This is a genomic window from Pontixanthobacter aestiaquae (genome assembly GCF_009827455.1).
Lineage (GTDB): Bacteria > Pseudomonadota > Alphaproteobacteria > Sphingomonadales > Sphingomonadaceae > Pontixanthobacter > Pontixanthobacter aestiaquae.
This window is the reverse complement of record NZ_WTYZ01000001.1, coordinates 2,411,551-2,428,010: the sequence shown is the minus strand read 5'-3', so window position 1 is coordinate 2,428,010 and position 16,460 is coordinate 2,411,551. Positions and strand designations below refer to the sequence as shown.

Below are 16,460 nucleotides of genomic sequence, written 5' to 3'. Positions count from 1 at the left end.
GTGAAAGTCGCAATCATTGGTGCTGGCATGGCAGGGTTGGCTTGTGCAACCGAGCTAGCCAAGCACGGCATTGCTGCGGTTATTTATGACAAGGGTCGCGGCGCAGGGGGACGGATGGCCACGCGCCGCGCTAAGATCGACGGTGTTACTTTGCACTTCGATCATGGCGCGCAATACTTCACTGCACGCGATGCAGGTTTCAAAGCCGTTGTAAAAGAGTGGGAGCAACAAGGCCTCGTCGCGCCGTGGCCTGCAGCAGGCGCGGAAGCCTATGTTGGCACGCCAGCAATGAATGCTCCGCTCAAGCATATGGCAGCCGCGCTTGACGTTTGCTGGGGCGAACGCGCTCTTCGTCTCACTCAACAAGGTGATCATTGGCACTTAGAGTTCGAGGGTTCGACTGAGTCCTATTCGCACCTGCTACTGGCATTGCCTGCCGAACAGGCTGGGGAACTGCTTGCAGAGGTTGCGCCGACTTTCGCAGAACAAGCCGCAGCGTCGACGTCCGATCCGTGCTGGGCAGTGATGGCGAGTTTTGCAGCGCCGCTGCCAATCGAGCAAGATACTTTGCGCGATCGCAAGGCTCAGATTTCATGGGCTGCACGTAATAATGCAAAGCCAGGGCGCGGGGTTGAAGAGTGCTGGGTGATCCACGCATCGGCCGATCATTCGCGCGAAATTCTGGAGCTGGGTAAAGATGTGGTCGCGGACCGATTGCTATCAGCGTTCTTCAGGCAAGCAGGTATAAAACCCGTCGCACCAACCTATTTGACCGCTCACCGTTGGCGCTATGCTCAGTCGCAAGCTGCCGAAGGTGATGCAGCGCTATGGAATGCAGATATTTCGCTCGGCGTGGCAGGCGATTGGCTCTCTCAACCGCGTGTCGAGGGCGCTTGGCTGTCAGGGCACGGCGTGGCGCAACGCTTTCTAAATGCGCTATAAGAGCCGTTCATGGAACTTAAGCGGCAATGCTCCTATATAGGTTAAATGGATAGTCCAGGTGTCCTCGCTGATATATGGAGTTCCGCCGCGGCGGTACTTAGCGAAGTGCCACGTTCCGGATTGTTAATGGCGACATTGGCGGCATTGATTGCCGGCTGGATAGGTGCGATTATGGTGCGCCGCGATCTGCCGCTGGGCGGTTTGGTACGCGTCACCAGTACATTAGCGCTCACCGGAATTGTCGTGGCCATCGTTTTGCAAATGGTCCGGTTCGATCCGCGCATCGACTTGGCTCTTCCGACTATGGGCTTACCTGAACAGGTGGTCGAGGGCGGCGAAACGCGTATCCCGCTGGCACCCGACGGGCATTATTGGCTTGTCGCGCAGGTCAATGGCGAGCCGGTCAGATTTATGGTTGATACCGGCGCGACACTGACTGCAGTATCATCGAAAGTGGCGGACCGCGTCGGGATGAAGCCACGGGCGGGCGGATTACCCGTACAACTTAGCACAGCCAACGGCACTGCCTCTGCCTATGTCGCGACTATGGATGAGCTGCGCTTCGGCAATGTTGCGGCGCGCGGACTCGATGTGATCATTGCGCCCAACCTGGGGGACACCAGCGTCATCGGAATGAATCTTCTGTCCCGCCTTAAAGGTTGGCGAGTTGAAGATGGCGTGATGATCCTGACGCCCAACAATCCCCAACCTCCGTTGGAAATTCTGGCCGAATAATCACCGCGCTTGCGACTGCGCGCATGCTGGTGCATCTAGCGGCGCATGAACATTCTTAAGAAAACGCCACGCCTTGCGCTGCTCCTCGCCATTTTTCTTCTCGTCTGGTTCGCTGTCGCCATGTTTGGTGCGAAGCTCGGCATGATCGACAAGCTCTTCGCTTTTGGAACGATGACGATCCAGTGGGGTATGATCGGGGCAGGGGTGGTTGCCGTGTTGGCGATCATCGGCCTTGTCGTCGCGCTCATAAGCAAGCCCAAGGGCAATTGGATGGCAGCATTGCTGGCACTACTCGTGCCGCTTGGCTTTGCAGGCGGTTTAATGGGGCTGCAATCAACGGCTGGCTCTGTGCCATTTATCTATGACATCACCACAAACACCGCTGATGCGCCGCAATTTTCTGATGCAATGGTCGAGGCGCGTGCTGATAGCGGAGAGAACGTGAATGAATTGCTCGATTTCAACGTACCACTTGGCAATTACGACAAATGGGCAGAGAACGCTGATTTGAAAGGCGTGACGGCAGCGAGTTTGATCGCCGACGGCTATCCCGATCTGGAAACTCTCACAATCGACCGCGCACCTGCCGACGCAATCATCGCGATCAAAGATGCAATGGACATGCGCGGGTTTCAGAATGTCACTGTCGATGAAGATGCAGGCATCGTCGAAGGCACTGCGGTTGTGTTCTGGTACGGTTTTGAGGACGATGTCGTTGCCCGGGTCCGGGCAACCGAAACGGGGTCGAGCATTGACTTCCGCTCGACTTCACGGCTCGGAACCAGCGATCTGGGTGTCAATGCAGAGCGGATTACCGATCTGAGCAAAGCGGTTGAAGACCGGCTCGACAAAGACTTCCCGAAGATGGAGCCGGTCGTTGTCGAGACTCCAGAATCCAGCGATGGCGAACCCGATGGAAGCGCGGGTGCGCCTCTCCAGGAGAACCAGCCCGAAGATGGTACGCAAAGCGAATAACGCTTCGCCTCGCGTCAACAATGGCAGAAAAAGAAAATGGCTGGGGTGGCAGGGATCGAACCTGCGAATGCCGATACCAAAAACCGGTGCCTTACCACTTGGCCACACCCCAGCAGCTTTTGCGGAACTAATCCCGCGACAAGCGCGCCCCATATAACGCGGTGTTTGCGGAATGGAAGGGGGCAATCGCTGCTTTCATGCGAACAATTGCCCCTCGCAGTCTATTTAGACCGCTTTACCATCGAAATCGGCGGATGAATGGCGGTTGGGAACCTGAGTATCCTCGTCGCCCCATGTCCGATTGACCATCTTGGCGCGTTTCACCGCTGGGCGATCCATCACTTCGCTCGCCCAGCGATTTACGGCCTCATATTCATCGATAGAGAGGAACTTTTTCGCCTCGCCATATATCTCACCCGTGGTGAAAGGAGCCAGCCAAGGCGCGGCGGCCATATCGGCGATGGTGTAGTCATCACCCGCTAGGAACCGTGTTTCTTTCAGCCGGTTATTTGCGACATCGAACAGCCTCTTGGTTTCCATCGCATAGCGATTGATCGGATACTCGTATTTCTCCGGCGCATAGGCATAGAAATGGCCGAAGCCGCCGCCAATGAACGGAGCGCTGCCCACTTGCCAGAACAGCCAGCTAAGCGTTTCGGCGCGCGCTGCGGCGTCAGTAGGCAGGAATTTGCCGAACTTCTCCGCCATATGCATCAAGATCGCACCGCTTTCGAACACGCGGATGGGCGAATCGCCAGAATGGTCGACCATCGCTGGGATTTTAGAATTGGGGTTGATGTCAACGAATCCGCTGGTGAATTGCACGCCTTCGCCGATATTGATTATCCAAGCGTCGTATTCGGCGTCTGAATGACCCGCTTCAAGCAACTCTTCAAAGATGATGTTCGCCTTTACGCCGTTGGGCGTGGCGAGCGAGTAAAGCTGATGGGGATTATCGCCGCGCGGCAGCTCCTTTTCCTCGCGCGCGCCTGCCGTTGGGCGATTGATGTTGGCGAATTTTCCGCCGTTCTCCGCATCATGCGTCCAGACTTCGGGAGGGGTGTAGGTGGTATCGGTCATCGGAATTCTCCTGCTTGTTCAGCTGACTGTTCGATCAAATTGGGTGCACCGTTACGGAACCGCAAGCAAGCGTGGCGGTTATCTTTGCATGCAGGATCAGAAGCTCATCTATGTCGACGACAGTTTGCCGGGCATTACCCGGAAGGGTGCGGGCCGTGGGTGGGCCTATTATGACCCCAAGGGAACGCTGATCAGAGACCGTGCTGAAAAGACGCGGCTGAACGCCATTGCGTTGCCGCCGGCTTACAAGGATGCGTGGTACTGCCCTGCACCCAATGGTCATATTCTGGCGACGGGTTATGACGATAAGGGCCGCAAACAATATCGATATCACCCTGATTTCCGCACCATGAAGGAAAGCGAGAAATTCGACGGCTGCGTCATGTTCGGCAAATTGCTGCCGCTGGTGCGCAAGCGCGTAGAACAAGACATCGTCGGCAACAGCGCTTCGAAAGAGCGGGTATTGGCGGCAGTGGTTAGGCTGCTTGATCTGGGCTTCGTGCGGATTGGGAACGAAGCCTACAAAAAGCGGAATAAAAGTTTCGGCGCCTCGACATTGCGTGACCGGCATGCCCAGATCGACGGTGACACTCTTAATATTGCGTTTGTGGGCAAAGGTGGCAAAAAACGCCAGGTTACTTTGCAAGATCCGGAACTTGCCAACGCAGTACAGGATGCGCGCGACGTACCCGGACAGCATTTATTCCAGTATTATGATCTGGACGGTCAACGGCAACCGATCGGCAGCGGCGACGTTAACGAATATCTGCGCGATACAATGGGTGAGAATTTCACGGCGAAGAACTTTCGCACATGGCACGCCTCAGTGCTAGCGTTGGGCGCACTTGCCAACTGCCGTGACCATCTGACGATTACCACGATGTGTGAAGGTGTCGCTGAGAGGCTGGGTAATACACCTGCAATCACGCGAAAAAGCTACATTCATCCCGCGGTCATTTCTTTGGTTGAGACTCAGGACAAATGGCGTGAGAGTACTTGCATGCCGCGTCGGACTGCGTATCTTTCGCGACACGAGCGGGCGCTGATCAACCTTCTTGAAGAAGCGCCATCCGCGCAGGAACTGCTTGCGGCATAGTATCCTTTTGGGATACTGGATGTCTATGCACTTGGCTGGCTCCAAAATCCGCGAATGGCGGGAGGCGCATGATCCGCGGCTAAATGCGGAGGAATTTGGTGCGCGCTATGGCCATCCGGAGCCTTGGCCAAGTCGCACGGTCTATGGCTGGGAAACCAAAGGCAAGATCGCCCGTGCAGCGGTACAGAAGCGCTTGGCCGAGCTAGGCATTTGCACCCTTGAAGAGTGGCTCGAACCGGCCCCAGACGAACTTCCTCAAACGAAAGATTCTGCCATGAGCAGCGACTCCCACCCTTTCTACAGCGCGCATAATCACGGCTTCGTTCGTGTGGCAACGAGTACACCGCAGGTTCGCACTGCCGATGTAACATTCAACCGTGATGCCATTCTGACCGAGGCTAAACGCGCGCAGGATGCCTACGTCGATCTGGTGGTCTATCCGGAGCTGTGTGTGTCATCTTATGCGATTGACGACCTGCATTTGCAGTCTGCGCTGCTTGATGCGGTTGAGGCGGCGGTTGGCGATATTGTGAAAACCTCGGCCAAGCTATCACCCGTTCTGCTGATCGGCGCTCCGCTGCGACGTAATGGCAAGATATATAATGCGGCGTTGGTGATTGCAGGCGGAAAGCTACTCGGCGTAATCCCCAAAAGCTTCCTCCCCAACTACCGCGAATATTACGAGAAGCGCTGGTTCGCACATGGGCGCAGTGTGCAAGGTCAGGAGATTGCGGTTGCTGGTCAGACTGTACCCTTCGGAACCGATTTGATCTTTACTGCGTCGAATTTGCCGGGCTTCAAGTTGAATGTTGAGATTTGCGAAGACTATTGGGCGCCCAATCCGCCCTCGACTTTGGGTGCACTGGCCGGGGCGACCATTCTCGCGAACTTATCTGCCTCCAACGTGACCATCGGCAAATCGGATGAACGGCATATGCTCGCCCGCGCCCAATCATCGCGCGCAATCGCTGCCTACGCCTATTCGGCCAGTGGGCATGGTGAGAGCACGACGGACCTTGCGTGGGACGGGCAGGGGATGATCTACGAATTTGGCGATCTGTTGGCCGAAAGCGAACGCTTCAGCCTCGATGCCGAACTCAGTATCGCCGATGTGGATACTGAGCGGTTGCTTTCCGAACGGATGCGCAACCAGACGTTCAACGATGCAGCGGAGGCCGAGGATTGCCCAGAGAACTGGTTCCGCACGGTCATCTTCGAGCACAAATCGATTGGCGGCGATATCGGTCTGCATCGCCCGATCCGCCGCTTTCCTTTCGTCCCCAACCGCGCAAACAAGCTCGACGAGGATTGCTACGAAGCATTCAACATTCAAGTCGATGGCCTGATGCGCCGCCTGACCGCGACAAAGGCCAAGAGCATAGTCATTGGTATCTCTGGCGGGCTAGACAGTACGCATGCACTGATCGTCGCGGCGAAGACCTGCGACCGTCTGGGGTTTGACCGGAAGATGATCAAGGGCTTCACCATGCCCGGCTTCGGTACATCCGATCACACCAACTCGAATGCATGGAAGCTGATGGAAGCGATGGATATTTCAGCGGAGGAGATCGATATCGTCCCCGCGGCGACGCGGATGCTGGAAGATATCGGGCACCCCTTCGCCGATGGCGAGCCGGTTTATGATGTGACGTTCGAGAACGTGCAGGCTGGTCTGCGTACTGACTATTTGTTCCGCCTGTCCGGCCAGCACAGTGGCTTTGTCCTCGGCACTGGCGACCTTAGCGAATTGGCGCTGGGTTGGTGCACCTACGGCGTCGGCGACCAGATGAGCCACTACGGCGTGAATGCCGGCGTGCCCAAGACATTGATCCAATATCTCATCCGCTGGTCCATCCAGACGGATCAATTCGACGATGCAACCGATGAAGTCCTGCAAGCGATCCTCGACACCGAAATCTCTCCCGAGTTGGTGCCAGCGGACAAGGAAGGCGGAATGCAGAGCACCGAAGAGAAGATTGGCCCGTATGAGCTCAACGACTTCTTCCTCCATCACATTATCCGGTATGGTCAGAAACCGAGCAAAGTCGCGTTCCTCGCCTATCACGCTTGGAAAGATGCCAGCGAGGGCCTGTGGCCCGCTGATTTTCCGGAAGCCAAGAAGAATGAATATGATCTCGCAACATTGCGAGGATGGCTTGAAAAATTCCTCTGGCGCTTTTTCCAGTTCAGCCAGTTCAAGCGGAGTGCCTTACCCAATGGGCCGAAGGTTTCGGCTGGCGGCGCTTTGTCACCACGCGGAGACTGGCGTGCGCCCAGCGATGCTGTGGCCGATGTGTGGCTGGACGAGCTAAAACGCAAAGTGCCGGAGAGTTAGACTCCCCGGCAACTGTTTGTGTGACTGTCAGGCTTAACCCTTATCGAGGGAATAGCGGCCCGGACCAAAAGCGAAGACCATCAGCATCCCTCCGCCAATGGCTAGGTTTTTGAGGAACGCCGTCATCTCGCTTTGTACGCTAAAATCGTTGTGGAACAGAGCTGCGGTCGCAATGCAGAACAATGCGAGTGCCAGGCCAGCCCAGCGCGCTTTGAAGCCGACAATAATCGCCAATCCGCCAAGAATTTCGACCGCGACCGTTCCTGCATAAACAACTTGTGCCAAAGGCAATCCCGCTGATTCGATATAGCCGATAGTGCCTTCCGCACCCATCAGCTTGTTGATGCCGGCGAGCACGAACAATGTGCCGAGCAGGATCCGCGCGATGACAACTGCGGCGTCGCGTGAAGCAGGGTGTGTATCTGTCATAATGTCTCTCCTTGGTCTGACTGGCTCAAGCGGCGAGCTTTGCAACTGCGTCATTGGCCGTAGCGATCTTCTCTTCACCGTCGTCGCCCATAATTCCGTCAGCCGCAATGACTTCGACATCATGGATGCCCAAGAAGCCGAGGAAGAATGTGAGCCACGGTGTCATGAAATCGATGTCGCTGCCCACCGGCGTTCCGCCCGATGCGACCGCGATATACGCTTTTTTGCCTTCCAGTAGACCTTTGGGGCCATCGGGCGTGTAGGCAAATGTGGTGCCTGCTCGAGCGACCAGATCAGCCCATGCTTTGACGGTTGCCGGGACCGAGAAATTATAGATCGGGACGCCGAACACGATGGTGTCTGCTGCTTTGAGTTCGTCAATCAATTCGTCAGCAATCGCAGCCAGTTTCTGTTGTTCTCCGGTGCGCTCTGCATGAGGTGCAAGATTGGCGGCGAAGCGATCCGCATCAATAAAAGGCAGGTCGTTTGCGGTGAGATCTCGTTCAACGACACTCGCTCCCGATTTCGATGAGAGGCCTTGGGCAAGGGTGTTGCTCAGACTGCGCGATACAGATTCGTTGCCGCGGATGCTGGCAGTTATGTGGAGGATATTCGACATGTATGATTCCTTGAATGGGGTGGCCCTGCCCCGTGGGAGGGCAAGATTCGAGGCAGGGCCGAGGGTTGTCATGCGGCATCGACGAGGACGAGTTCGCTGTCCTCGAGAGCTGTAATGGTCACGCTGTCCATCTGGGTGATGGCAACACCGTCGCGGGCATTGGCTTCCACCCCATCTTTAGCGTCCTCTATCCGAACCTTGCCGGTCGCAGGAACGAAATAGAGGTGGCGGTCGCCTGACGTATCATAAGTGACGCTTTCGCCTGCTTTCACCGTGGCACCAAGAACGCGGGCATTGGCACGGATCGGCAGAGCCCCATCGCTCTGGCCGCCATTATCGTTGGCGACACCCGATGCGAGCGGGACGAATTGACCATTGCGGCTATCCTTGGGGAATTGCCGTGCGCCCCAGCTTGGCTCACCACCGCGCTCGTCGGGAATGATCCAGATCTGGAACAAGGTGGTGTCCTCATCTTCACGGTTATATTCGGAATGGCGCACACCGTTACCAGCGCTCATCACTTGAACATCGCCTGCTTCGGTGCGGCCTTCATTGCCCATGCTGTCAGTATGGGTGATCGCACCTTTGCGGACATAGGTGATGATTTCCATGTCTTCATGCGGGTGGGTGGGGAAACCGGTTCCGGCTTGGATTGTGTCATCATTCCAAACGCGCAGAGCACCCCAATTGACCCGCGCGGCATCGTGATAGCTAGCGAACGAAAAGTGGTGGCGTGCATCAAGCCAACCGTGGTTGGCAGCACCAAGGGTTTCAAATTTGCGAAGTTCAATCATGGGATATCTCCGTCACCTGTGTTTCTGTTGAGGAGGAGATAGGACTTGTTTCAATTTCGGATAAGTGAGATAAAATCTCTCATAATGTTCAGATATTCAGAACAAATGTTGTGCCATGCGGGTTGGTGAGCCGACGCTCGACCAATTGCGCATTTTCCTTGCGGTGGAGGAGGAAGGCAGTTTCGGCGGTGCAGCACGGCGTATGGGCAGGGCGGTGTCCGCGATTAGTTACGGCGTATCGCAAATGGAGGCGCAGCTTGGCGTCACGCTGTTCGCCCGCGAGGGATCGCGAAAGCCGCAATTGACCGAGGCGGGTAAGGGCCTGTTGGCAGAAGCGCGTGCGGTGACAGGCGAGGTTGATGCACTGCTCGCCAAAACGCGCAGCCTGCATTCGGGCTTGGAGAGCGATGTCTCGCTTGTGCTCGATGTGATGGTACCGGGTGATGTGACGGCAGCGGTTTTACGTGATTTCCGTGCGATGTTCCCGACGGTGGCACTTCGTTTGAATGTCGAGGCGCTTGGTGCAGTCGCCGCTTGCCTGCTTAGCGAGGAGGCCGATTTGGCGATTGCTGGACCGGTTGTTGGTAATCACCCTGAACTGGATCGACAATCTATCGGACAAGTTGAGCTAGTGCCCGTCGCCGCACCCGATCATCCGCTAGCGAAGGCGGGCATCGTGCCGGGCGAGAGCAGGAAACATCTGCAGCTCGTACTGTCAGACCGCTCACCTCTAACTGAAGGGCGAGAGTTCTCTGTACTCAGTCCGCAAAGCTGGCGGCTCGCTGATCTGGGCGCAAAGCACTCGCTGCTGAAAGAGGGTATCGGCTGGGGCAATATGCCGCGCCCTATGGTCGCTGATGATCTAAAGAATGGCGCGTTGGTCGAACTCGATTTGCCGGAGAAACCGGGCGATGCCTATACGCTGAGCGCGATGTGGCGGCGCGACACAAAGCCGGGTCCGGCGACCAGTTGGCTGATCAATGCGATTCGGGACAAGTTGGAAGGGTGTGACCGCTAAAAGCGGCGGCGCAGCCAATCGAGCGCGGTAGCCTCATTGTCGAAAATCTCGAAATTCACTGCTTCGCTGACCCGCTCGAACTGTTTGCGCACAAGCATTGATGAGCAAATCAGAGCCATACGCTCGACGCCAAACTTGGCCGATGCGATCTGGATTTGCTCCATCTGCTCGGCTACGGGACGGGTCTGGACTGCGAAATCGCGCAAATCGCCCATCACGCGAAACGAACGCTTCCGCTCGATGAACTCTTTGGACCCTTCAAACAGAGCAGCCTCCAGCTCCGGCAATTTCTCGAGCGTCCACAATCCGCTGGCGGAATAATGCACTTCTTTGCGGTTCGGAACCGTCGAAACAGAGAAGGTAGGAGCAAGCGTCATTATGCTCGTTGAGATAGCGGAACTTGGTTAAAAACGGGTTAGCGATGGTGCGGTAATGTCAGAGTCAAAGCCGCATCACCCAGCCATGGCTGTCATCCACAATTCCGCGCTGAATACCAACCAGACGTTCGCGCAACTTGCTTGTAAGCTGCCCAGGACCTCCGCTGCCGATGGTGAATTCGCCGTCGGGGCTGGCGACGGTGCCGACCGGCGTCACCACAGCCGCAGTACCGCAGGCCATGGTTTCGAGCAGTTTGCCGCTCTCTACATCCGCTTTCCATTGGTCGATGCTGTAGAGTTCTTCGCGGACACTAAGGCCTTCTTCGCGCAGCAACTGAATCAGGCTGTTGCGGGTGATGCCGGGCAGGATTGTGCCGGTGAGCGGCGGAGTGATGACAGTGCCATCCTCCATTACGAAGAACAGGTTCATGCCGCCCAATTCCTCAATCCATTTGCGCTCGACCGCGTCGAGGAACACGACTTGGTCGCAGCCCTTTTTAATAGCTTCGGCTTGCGGGACGAGCGACGCTGCGTAGTTACCGCCGGTTTTTGCGGCGCCAGTGCCGCCCTTGACTGCGCGGACGTAATCTTGCGCAACCCAGATTTTGACTGCCGGAACGCCTGATTTGAAATAGTTGCCAGCTGGACTTGCGATGACGATAAACTTGTATTCTTTCGCTGGACGAACACCGAGGAAAGCCTCGCTCGCGAACATAAAGGGCCGCAGATAAAGCGAGCCGCCATCGACGCTGGGGAACCAGTCACGGTCCACCGCAACCAATTGCCGCACAGCTTCGATAAACACGTCCTCTGGAATGCGCGGCATCGCCATGCGGTCTGCGCTGTCATTAAAACGGCGCGCGTTTTCTTCGGGCCTGAAAAGTGCAAGGCCGCCATCTTCTTGGCGATAGGCTTTCATGCCTTCGAAGATTTCCTGTGCGTAATGGAGCACTGACGAAGCGGGATCGAGGCTCAGCGCTTTGCGCGGCCCTACGGTGGCGTTATGCCAGCCTTTGCCTTCCACATAGTCAATCACCACCATGTGATCGGAAAACAGCGTTCCGAAACCGGGATCAGCAAGTGCCGCATCGCGTGCATCGGCAGCGGTGGGCGAGGGGTGAGGGAGCGTCTTGAATTCCATATGCGCCGGATAATGACTCTCCTTGTTTTCCGCAAGCGCGTCCGCGCTCGCGTCCTCGGTACTGCTCCTTCCGCTTCGCTGTGGGGCACCTGCGGGCTGCCAGTCGGCCTTTCGGTTCGCTTGTCGCTAACCGGATCAGAACATACGAAATGGCTGGGAATGGGTCGGTCAGCGACGAGCTGACCGCAAGCGCGTCCGCGCGCCCCAGCTTATGCGAGGTAGCCAAGGAATGCGGATGCATTCCGCCCGGCGACTGAGGGCCCAAAACAAACATACAAAAGTGAAAGGCGGCCCTCGCCCGTAGGAGGTACCGCCTTTCGCATGGTCAACGGCCGGAAGTGCCGTCCACGAAAACTCTATGTGGCGTTAGCCTAGAGCACTTTCCGTGTGGAACTTAACCGACCCCTTAATTGAACCATGAGACATCGGATCACCTCCTTTCGCGCTTGAAAGCCAGAACCCGCCGGTCACCGGGAGGTCCAAGACCGCGTTCGCCGCTGATCTTGACTACCGTTGTGAGTCGTTTTGACCTTCAACACAAGTCTTGATTTAATCTTTTTCCACGTCACAATCGCCCGCTCCGAAAAGCGGCGTTTACGCTGCTACCGGCAATCCTCGATAACGCGCGTAATTTCCGGCCATGCTGGCAGATAAAGGGTTTCTCGTCCGGCGGTGCCTACGGCAAACCTGCCTCTGCTCAGCGCTATCGCATCGAGCAATGGGTCTCGAGCCGGAAGTGTTGCGACGAGCATGGGGCGATCATCCGGCGATGGTACAGCGTCTAACAGTCGTTCTGCGGTTTCAGTACGTATGCGCATCGGCAATGTCTGGTTCGCGCGCGCACCCCGTACCAGCCTGATTGTGCGCGATGATTTTGCGCATTCTATACCGAAACGCGCCGCGCTGCCTGCTACTGAAAATGTGGCATAGCTCAGCCCGCTGCCGTCACGATATGTCCAATCGCCAGGGGTTTGCGGTGCATCCAGCCAATTGTCGTAAATTGGTTCGGGCAAAGGCGGCGGTGGGGTGGGATCGGGATCCGGTATGGCCATCACTACCGGCGTTTGGACAGGTGGCGGCACCGGATCCGGTGCGGACCTGCAGCAGGTTACGGCAAGTAGCGGCAGAGTGCAGATGGCAAGGCGTAGTTTCACAGGGGCTCCAGCGGGATAGCAGTTTCTTAACGTCACAATGCGCGCTAACGCTTCGCAGGTCCAAGCCAAAATGGAATTTATGCCAAAGAAAAGACGCCTTGATCAGATGCTTGTCGAGCGTGGGCTAGTCGAAAGCCGCACCCGGGCGCAGGCTTTGGTGATGGCGGGGCTGGTGTTTTCGGGCGAGACCAAATTGGCCAAATCGGGTCAACAATTGGCCGAAGACGCGCCCTTGGAAGTGCGCGGGCGCGATCATCCCTGGGTCAGCCGTGGTGGGATCAAGCTGGCGCATGCGATCGAGCATTTCGGCCTCGACCCCAGCGGTGTGACGGCGATGGATGTTGGTAGCTCGACCGGCGGTTTTACGGACGTGCTGCTGCAAGGTCGCGCTGAGCATGTGATCGCGGTTGATAGCGGGACAAACCAGCTTGCGTGGAAGCTGCGCGATGATGACCGGGTGACCGTGCTCGAGCAGACCAGCGCGCGGATCCTGACGCCGGAGATGATCACATTTTCCTATAGTTGGGTCGTGTGCGATGCTTCTTTCATCGGTTTGCGTAAAGTGCTCGAAGTGCCGCTGAAGCTCGCTGAAAAAGAGTGCCAGCTCGTTGCTCTGATCAAACCGCAATTCGAAGTGCGCCGCGAAGAAGTCGGCAAAGGCGGGGTTGTCCGCGACGGAGCTCTCCATCAGCGTGTCTGTGATGAAGTGCGCGATTGGCTGGAAAGCGAAGGATGGCATGTCGACGGTATCGTCCGCAGTCCGATCACCGGGCCGGAAGGAAATGTCGAATTTCTGATTTCCGCCCGAAGAACACAGGCGCGCGGCAGTTAGGCTTCCCAGCACGGCACAACCCGCATCTCCCCATTGCAGCGCGCGGCATCACCCGCCAATGTCCGCAAATCGAATCGCATGTGACAAGTCGTGCCGGGAGTCTTCATGAACGTTCTCGCTTCCCAAGGTCAGCTTCGCGCCAGCTTCTTCCGCTGGGCACTGTTCACCGTGCCGGCCTGTTTGCTGGTGGGCTTTCTTGCGGAGCAATTTGGCGGCGGATCGAACAGCCTGTGGTTTCAAAACCTGATCAAACCGGACATTTTTCCAGAGCCGAAATGGTTCGGGATCGTATGGACTGTTCTGTACATTATGCTTGGCATTGCGGTTGCGCTGATTTGCGCGGCATGGGGCGCGCGCGGGAGAGTGGCGGCTTTGGTTGTGTTCGTCCTGCATTTCCTGCTCGCACAATCGTGGACGCTGGTGTTCTTCGGTAATTACCAGATTACTATTGGTCTCTACGTGCTCGGCGCATCGGTTGTGAGCGCTGTGATAGTCATGGGCCTGTTCTGGCGCGTTCGGCAATTGGCGGCGCTGCTGTTGCTACCCTATTTGGGTTGGCTATGTTTTGCGACACTGCTGAACTACGAGTTTCTCAAACTTAATCCTGACGCTGACGGAGTTGACCAGACCCAAGCGGTGCAGCGGATCGAGTTGTAGGAAGTTATTTTTTTAGTCCCTCAGTCGCCGGGTGGAATGCATCCGCATTCCTTGGCTGCCTCGCATAAGCTCGGGCGGCCGGTCGGCCTTGCGATCGACTGGTCGCTGACCGATCCCTCCTAGGCCATTAGTGTTCGTCCTGAACCTTGGTTGCCGCAGCCACAGGGCGACCGCCCGACGCGCGGTTAGCGCGGTAGCCTAAGCGAACGGATGTGAGCGCCGGCACCTGAGGCTAAACAAAAGACTCTGGACATTGCCGCCCGCGAAACCCAAATAGCTCCCATGCAAAGCCAGAATCCTATCATTTCCGACTTCGTCAAACTCGCCAACAGCGCAGCAGGTACTTTTGCAGGCATGACCCGCGAGGCCCGCGAGAGCGCGCGGGAGCGCTTGAAAGAGGCAATGGGCGGAATGGATTTTGTCAGCCGCGAGGAATTCGATGCGGTGAAAGACATGGCTGCCAAAGCCCGGGAAGAAAACGAAAAACTTGCAAAGCGTCTTGCTGATCTTGAAGCGAAACTAGCCAAGTAGCGTTCCCGATCCCTGCGCGGCTCTTGTCAGCGCTGATAACCTTCGACACATCAGCGAAATGAACCTGCGTGCCCCTGCAATTCTCGTATCTGCTCGCCCGCATGGCGAGACGGCGGTCATCGCACGGATGCTAACCGAGCGGGAAGGGCTGGTGGCAGGTTATGTTGCGGGCGGGCGCGGGCGGCAGCTGCGCCCAGTGGTTATCCCGGGCAATCTGGTTGAAGTCGATTTACGGTCCAAATCGGACAATCAGCTTCCGTTCGCCAAGGTTGAATTGCTGGAAAGCCGCGGGCCTTGGTTGGGCGAGCCTTTGCCGGCCGCGGCGATCAGTTGGGTGACAGCTTTGACAGCCTCCGTGCTGCCCGAGCGCAATGCCTATCCTAGCCTCTATCCGGCGCTGAAAGCAGTACTTGATGCGATCTGCGGTGCGCCTTCCGCGCGCGGTTGGCTAACAGGCTTGGTCAGTTACGAAACACTGATGCTGCGTGAGCTAGGGTATGGCGGCGGACCCCCACCGGAATTCGCCGGTTTCACCGAGGTGCTTGCGGCGTTCGACCGATTGTTTACGCCGATAGAGAAACACTTGCTTGCTGGCACTTATGGCGATGTTATGTCGGCCCGGACGCTCCTTCGTGAGCGATTGGCGAAGATTGATGGCTCATAATTGGTGGACACACTAATCTTATGAAAATTGCGGTATTCCCCGGCGACGGAATTGGTGCGGAAGTTGCGCGTGAGGCAGTGCGTGTATTGGAAGCGCTCAACCTGCCCGGACTGACTTTGGTTGAAGGCGATGTTGGAGCAATAGCGTATCAACGTCACGGCCACCCCTTGCCCGCCGAAACGCTCGATATGGCGAAGGCCAGCGATGCGGTTTTGTTCGGTGCGGTGGGTGATCCGTCCTGCGATAATCTGGAGCGCCACTTGCGGCCCGAGCAAGCGGTGCTGGGCCTACGATCGAAGCTAGGTCTGTTTGCCAATTTGCGGCCAGCGACGGTGTTTCAAGGCTTGGAAGATATGTCCGGCCTACGCCCTGAACTTGCGCGCACTATCGACATGCTGATTGTTCGCGAACTCAACGGCGATGTCTATTTCGGCGACAAAGGCGTGCGCGAAACCGCTGATGGCGAGCGCGAAGGGTGGGATATGATGTCCTATTCGACAAGCGAAGTGCGGCGTATCGCGCATTCGGGTTTCCAAGCTGCGCGCAAGCGCGGTTCCAAACTTTGCAGCGTGGACAAGGCCAATGTTCTCGAGACCAGCCAGTTGTGGCGCGATGTGGTGGTCGAGGTAGCTGCGGAGTATTCTGATGTAGAGCTCACGCACATGTATGTAGACAATGCCGCGATGCAGATGGTCAAAGATCCGAGCCAGTTCGATGTGGTTCTGACGGGAAATTTGTTTGGCGACATTCTGTCCGACCTTGCCAGCATGTGTGTCGGCTCCATCGGCTTGCTGGCGAGTGCCTCACTCGGCGAGCGGCAGACCAAGTTCGGTACGTTCGGCCTTTATGAACCGATCCATGGTAGCGCGCCCGATATCGCCGGGCAGGGCCTCGCCAATCCGATGGCTGCGATTTTGTCGGTTGCGATGATGTTGCGGCACTCTTTCGGTATGGAGGATCAAGCTGGCCGAACCGAAGCTGCCGTTGCGAAAGCTCTGGCCGACGGTGTACGCGGCAGGGACCTGGGTGGCGATTTAAGCACAGCAGCGATTGGTGATGCGGTGTTGGAGCGGTTGTGACC

General features: G+C 57.0%; 18 protein-coding genes and 1 tRNA gene. 11 read left to right on the top strand and 8 right to left on the bottom strand.

The window, feature by feature from the left end; all coding sequences use genetic code 11:
• From GRI35_RS11635 to GRI35_RS11625, 3 genes are read left to right on the top strand one after another with little or no spacing between them, the layout of a single operon-like run.
• The gene (locus GRI35_RS11635; RefSeq protein WP_160614311.1) at positions 1-942 is read left to right on the top strand and encodes an NAD(P)/FAD-dependent oxidoreductase; all 942 of its coding nucleotides are present in this window, start codon (positions 1-3) and stop codon (positions 940-942) included.
• A gap of 45 nt (positions 943-987) precedes the next feature.
• Positions 988-1,677, top strand: coding sequence for a retropepsin-like aspartic protease family protein (locus tag GRI35_RS11630; RefSeq protein ID WP_160614310.1), 690 nt, complete (start codon positions 988-990; stop codon positions 1,675-1,677).
• A gap of 45 nt (positions 1,678-1,722) precedes the next feature.
• Positions 1,723-2,652: a DUF1499 domain-containing protein gene (locus GRI35_RS11625; protein WP_160614309.1), complete on the top strand. Its 930-nt coding sequence runs from the start codon at positions 1,723-1,725 to the stop codon at positions 2,650-2,652.
• A gap of 37 nt (positions 2,653-2,689) precedes the next feature.
• Here the strand turns inward: GRI35_RS11625 and GRI35_RS11620 are convergent.
• Both GRI35_RS11620 and yghU read right to left on the bottom strand, forming a co-directional pair.
• Positions 2,690-2,764: transfer RNA gene (locus GRI35_RS11620), tRNA-Gln, on the bottom strand.
• A 113-nt stretch (positions 2,765-2,877) separates the two neighbouring features.
• Positions 2,878-3,732: a glutathione-dependent disulfide-bond oxidoreductase gene (gene yghU / locus GRI35_RS11615; RefSeq protein ID WP_160614308.1), complete on the bottom strand. Its 855-nt coding sequence runs from the start codon at positions 3,730-3,732 to the stop codon at positions 2,878-2,880.
• 88 nt (positions 3,733-3,820) lie between these two features.
• Between yghU and GRI35_RS11610 the strand changes: the two genes are divergently transcribed.
• Together GRI35_RS11610 and GRI35_RS11605 are read left to right on the top strand one after the other, a co-directional pair.
• A complete protein-coding gene (locus tag GRI35_RS11610) occupies positions 3,821-4,828 on the top strand; it encodes a DNA topoisomerase IB (protein ID WP_160614307.1) in 1,008 nt (335 codons plus the stop codon).
• 274 nt (positions 4,829-5,102) lie between these two features.
• Positions 5,103-7,163 carry an NAD(+) synthase gene (locus GRI35_RS11605; protein WP_235900317.1) on the top strand — a complete coding sequence of 687 codons (2,061 nt, stop codon included), beginning with the start codon at positions 5,103-5,105 and terminating at the stop codon, positions 7,161-7,163.
• 33 nt (positions 7,164-7,196) lie between these two features.
• Here the strand turns inward: GRI35_RS11605 and GRI35_RS11600 are convergent, their stop codons facing one another.
• The 3 genes from GRI35_RS11600 to GRI35_RS11590 all read right to left on the bottom strand — a co-directional run bounded on the left by GRI35_RS11600 (position 7,197) and on the right by GRI35_RS11590 (position 9,005).
• Entirely contained in the window at positions 7,197-7,592 is a 396-nt protein-coding gene (locus GRI35_RS11600) for a DoxX family protein (RefSeq protein ID WP_160614306.1), read from the bottom strand.
• Positions 7,593-7,617: 25 nt separating this feature from the next.
• Positions 7,618-8,211 carry an FMN-dependent NADH-azoreductase gene (locus GRI35_RS11595; protein ID WP_160614305.1) on the bottom strand — a complete coding sequence of 198 codons (594 nt, stop codon included), beginning with the start codon at positions 8,209-8,211 and terminating at the stop codon, positions 7,618-7,620.
• 68 nt (positions 8,212-8,279) lie between these two features.
• Positions 8,280-9,005 carry a pirin family protein gene (locus GRI35_RS11590; protein WP_160614304.1) on the bottom strand — a complete coding sequence of 242 codons (726 nt, stop codon included), beginning with the start codon at positions 9,003-9,005 and terminating at the stop codon, positions 8,280-8,282.
• 115 nt (positions 9,006-9,120) lie between these two features.
• Between GRI35_RS11590 and GRI35_RS11585 the strand changes: the two genes are divergently transcribed.
• The gene (locus tag GRI35_RS11585) at positions 9,121-10,023 is read left to right on the top strand and encodes a LysR family transcriptional regulator (RefSeq protein ID WP_160614303.1); all 903 of its coding nucleotides are present in this window, start codon (positions 9,121-9,123) and stop codon (positions 10,021-10,023) included.
• On the opposite strand, the gene GRI35_RS11580 is transcribed toward GRI35_RS11585, so the two are convergent.
• The 3 genes from GRI35_RS11580 to GRI35_RS11570 form a co-directional block, all read right to left on the bottom strand.
• Positions 10,020-10,400 carry an STAS/SEC14 domain-containing protein gene (locus tag GRI35_RS11580; RefSeq protein ID WP_160614302.1) on the bottom strand — a complete coding sequence of 127 codons (381 nt, stop codon included), beginning with the start codon at positions 10,398-10,400 and terminating at the stop codon, positions 10,020-10,022. The two genes, GRI35_RS11585 and GRI35_RS11580, sit on opposite strands and share 4 nt — an antisense overlap.
• Before the next feature lie 64 nt (positions 10,401-10,464).
• Entirely contained in the window at positions 10,465-11,541 is a 1,077-nt protein-coding gene (locus tag GRI35_RS11575; protein WP_160614301.1) for a branched-chain amino acid aminotransferase, read from the bottom strand.
• Positions 11,542-12,143: 602 nt separating this feature from the next.
• Positions 12,144-12,623, bottom strand: coding sequence for a hypothetical protein (locus GRI35_RS11570; RefSeq protein ID WP_160614300.1), 480 nt, complete (start codon positions 12,621-12,623; stop codon positions 12,144-12,146).
• A gap of 151 nt (positions 12,624-12,774) precedes the next feature.
• Here GRI35_RS11570 and GRI35_RS11565 point away from each other — a divergent pair, with 151 nt between their 5' ends.
• From GRI35_RS11565 to leuB, 5 genes are all read left to right on the top strand, one after another.
• On the top strand, positions 12,775-13,527 hold the full coding sequence (locus GRI35_RS11565; protein ID WP_160614299.1) for a TlyA family RNA methyltransferase: 753 nt from the start codon (positions 12,775-12,777) through the stop codon (positions 13,525-13,527).
• 105 nt (positions 13,528-13,632) lie between these two features.
• Positions 13,633-14,184, top strand: coding sequence for a TspO/MBR family protein (locus GRI35_RS11560; RefSeq protein WP_160614298.1), 552 nt, complete (start codon positions 13,633-13,635; stop codon positions 14,182-14,184).
• 282 nt (positions 14,185-14,466) lie between these two features.
• On the top strand, positions 14,467-14,715 hold the full coding sequence (locus GRI35_RS11555) for an accessory factor UbiK family protein (RefSeq protein WP_160614297.1): 249 nt from the start codon (positions 14,467-14,469) through the stop codon (positions 14,713-14,715).
• A gap of 58 nt (positions 14,716-14,773) precedes the next feature.
• A complete protein-coding gene (gene recO, locus GRI35_RS11550; protein WP_160614296.1) occupies positions 14,774-15,379 on the top strand; it encodes a DNA repair protein RecO in 606 nt (201 codons plus the stop codon).
• Between the two features lie 20 nt (positions 15,380-15,399).
• Positions 15,400-16,458: a 3-isopropylmalate dehydrogenase gene (leuB, locus tag GRI35_RS11545; protein ID WP_160614295.1), complete on the top strand. Its 1,059-nt coding sequence runs from the start codon at positions 15,400-15,402 to the stop codon at positions 16,456-16,458.
• The last annotated feature ends 2 nt before the right edge of the window (positions 16,459-16,460 follow it).

Bases quoted from the DNA above. Each gene is read 5' to 3' on its own strand.
- GRI35_RS11630 (WP_160614310.1), top strand. From the start codon at position 988: ATGGATAGTCCAGGTGTCCTCGCTGATATATGGAGTTCCGCCGCGGCG.
- GRI35_RS11625 (WP_160614309.1), top strand. From the start codon at position 1,723: ATGAACATTCTTAAGAAAACGCCACGCCTTGCGCTGCTCCTCGCCATT.
- yghU (WP_160614308.1), bottom strand. From the start codon at position 3,732: ATGACCGATACCACCTACACCCCTCCCGAAGTCTGGACGCATGATGCG.
- GRI35_RS11610 (WP_160614307.1), top strand. From the start codon at position 3,821: ATGCAGGATCAGAAGCTCATCTATGTCGACGACAGTTTGCCGGGCATT.
- GRI35_RS11605 (WP_235900317.1), top strand. From the start codon at position 5,103: ATGAGCAGCGACTCCCACCCTTTCTACAGCGCGCATAATCACGGCTTC.
- GRI35_RS11600 (WP_160614306.1), bottom strand. From the start codon at position 7,592: ATGACAGATACACACCCTGCTTCACGCGACGCCGCAGTTGTCATCGCG.
- GRI35_RS11595 (WP_160614305.1), bottom strand. From the start codon at position 8,211: ATGTCGAATATCCTCCACATAACTGCCAGCATCCGCGGCAACGAATCT.
- GRI35_RS11590 (WP_160614304.1), bottom strand. From the start codon at position 9,005: ATGATTGAACTTCGCAAATTTGAAACCCTTGGTGCTGCCAACCACGGT.
- GRI35_RS11585 (WP_160614303.1), top strand. From the start codon at position 9,121: ATGCGGGTTGGTGAGCCGACGCTCGACCAATTGCGCATTTTCCTTGCG.
- GRI35_RS11580 (WP_160614302.1), bottom strand. From the start codon at position 10,400: ATGACGCTTGCTCCTACCTTCTCTGTTTCGACGGTTCCGAACCGCAAA.
- GRI35_RS11575 (WP_160614301.1), bottom strand. From the start codon at position 11,541: ATGGAATTCAAGACGCTCCCTCACCCCTCGCCCACCGCTGCCGATGCA.
- GRI35_RS11565 (WP_160614299.1), top strand. From the start codon at position 12,775: ATGCCAAAGAAAAGACGCCTTGATCAGATGCTTGTCGAGCGTGGGCTA.
- GRI35_RS11560 (WP_160614298.1), top strand. From the start codon at position 13,633: ATGAACGTTCTCGCTTCCCAAGGTCAGCTTCGCGCCAGCTTCTTCCGC.
- GRI35_RS11555 (WP_160614297.1), top strand. From the start codon at position 14,467: ATGCAAAGCCAGAATCCTATCATTTCCGACTTCGTCAAACTCGCCAAC.
- recO (WP_160614296.1), top strand. From the start codon at position 14,774: ATGAACCTGCGTGCCCCTGCAATTCTCGTATCTGCTCGCCCGCATGGC.
- leuB (WP_160614295.1), top strand. From the start codon at position 15,400: ATGAAAATTGCGGTATTCCCCGGCGACGGAATTGGTGCGGAAGTTGCG.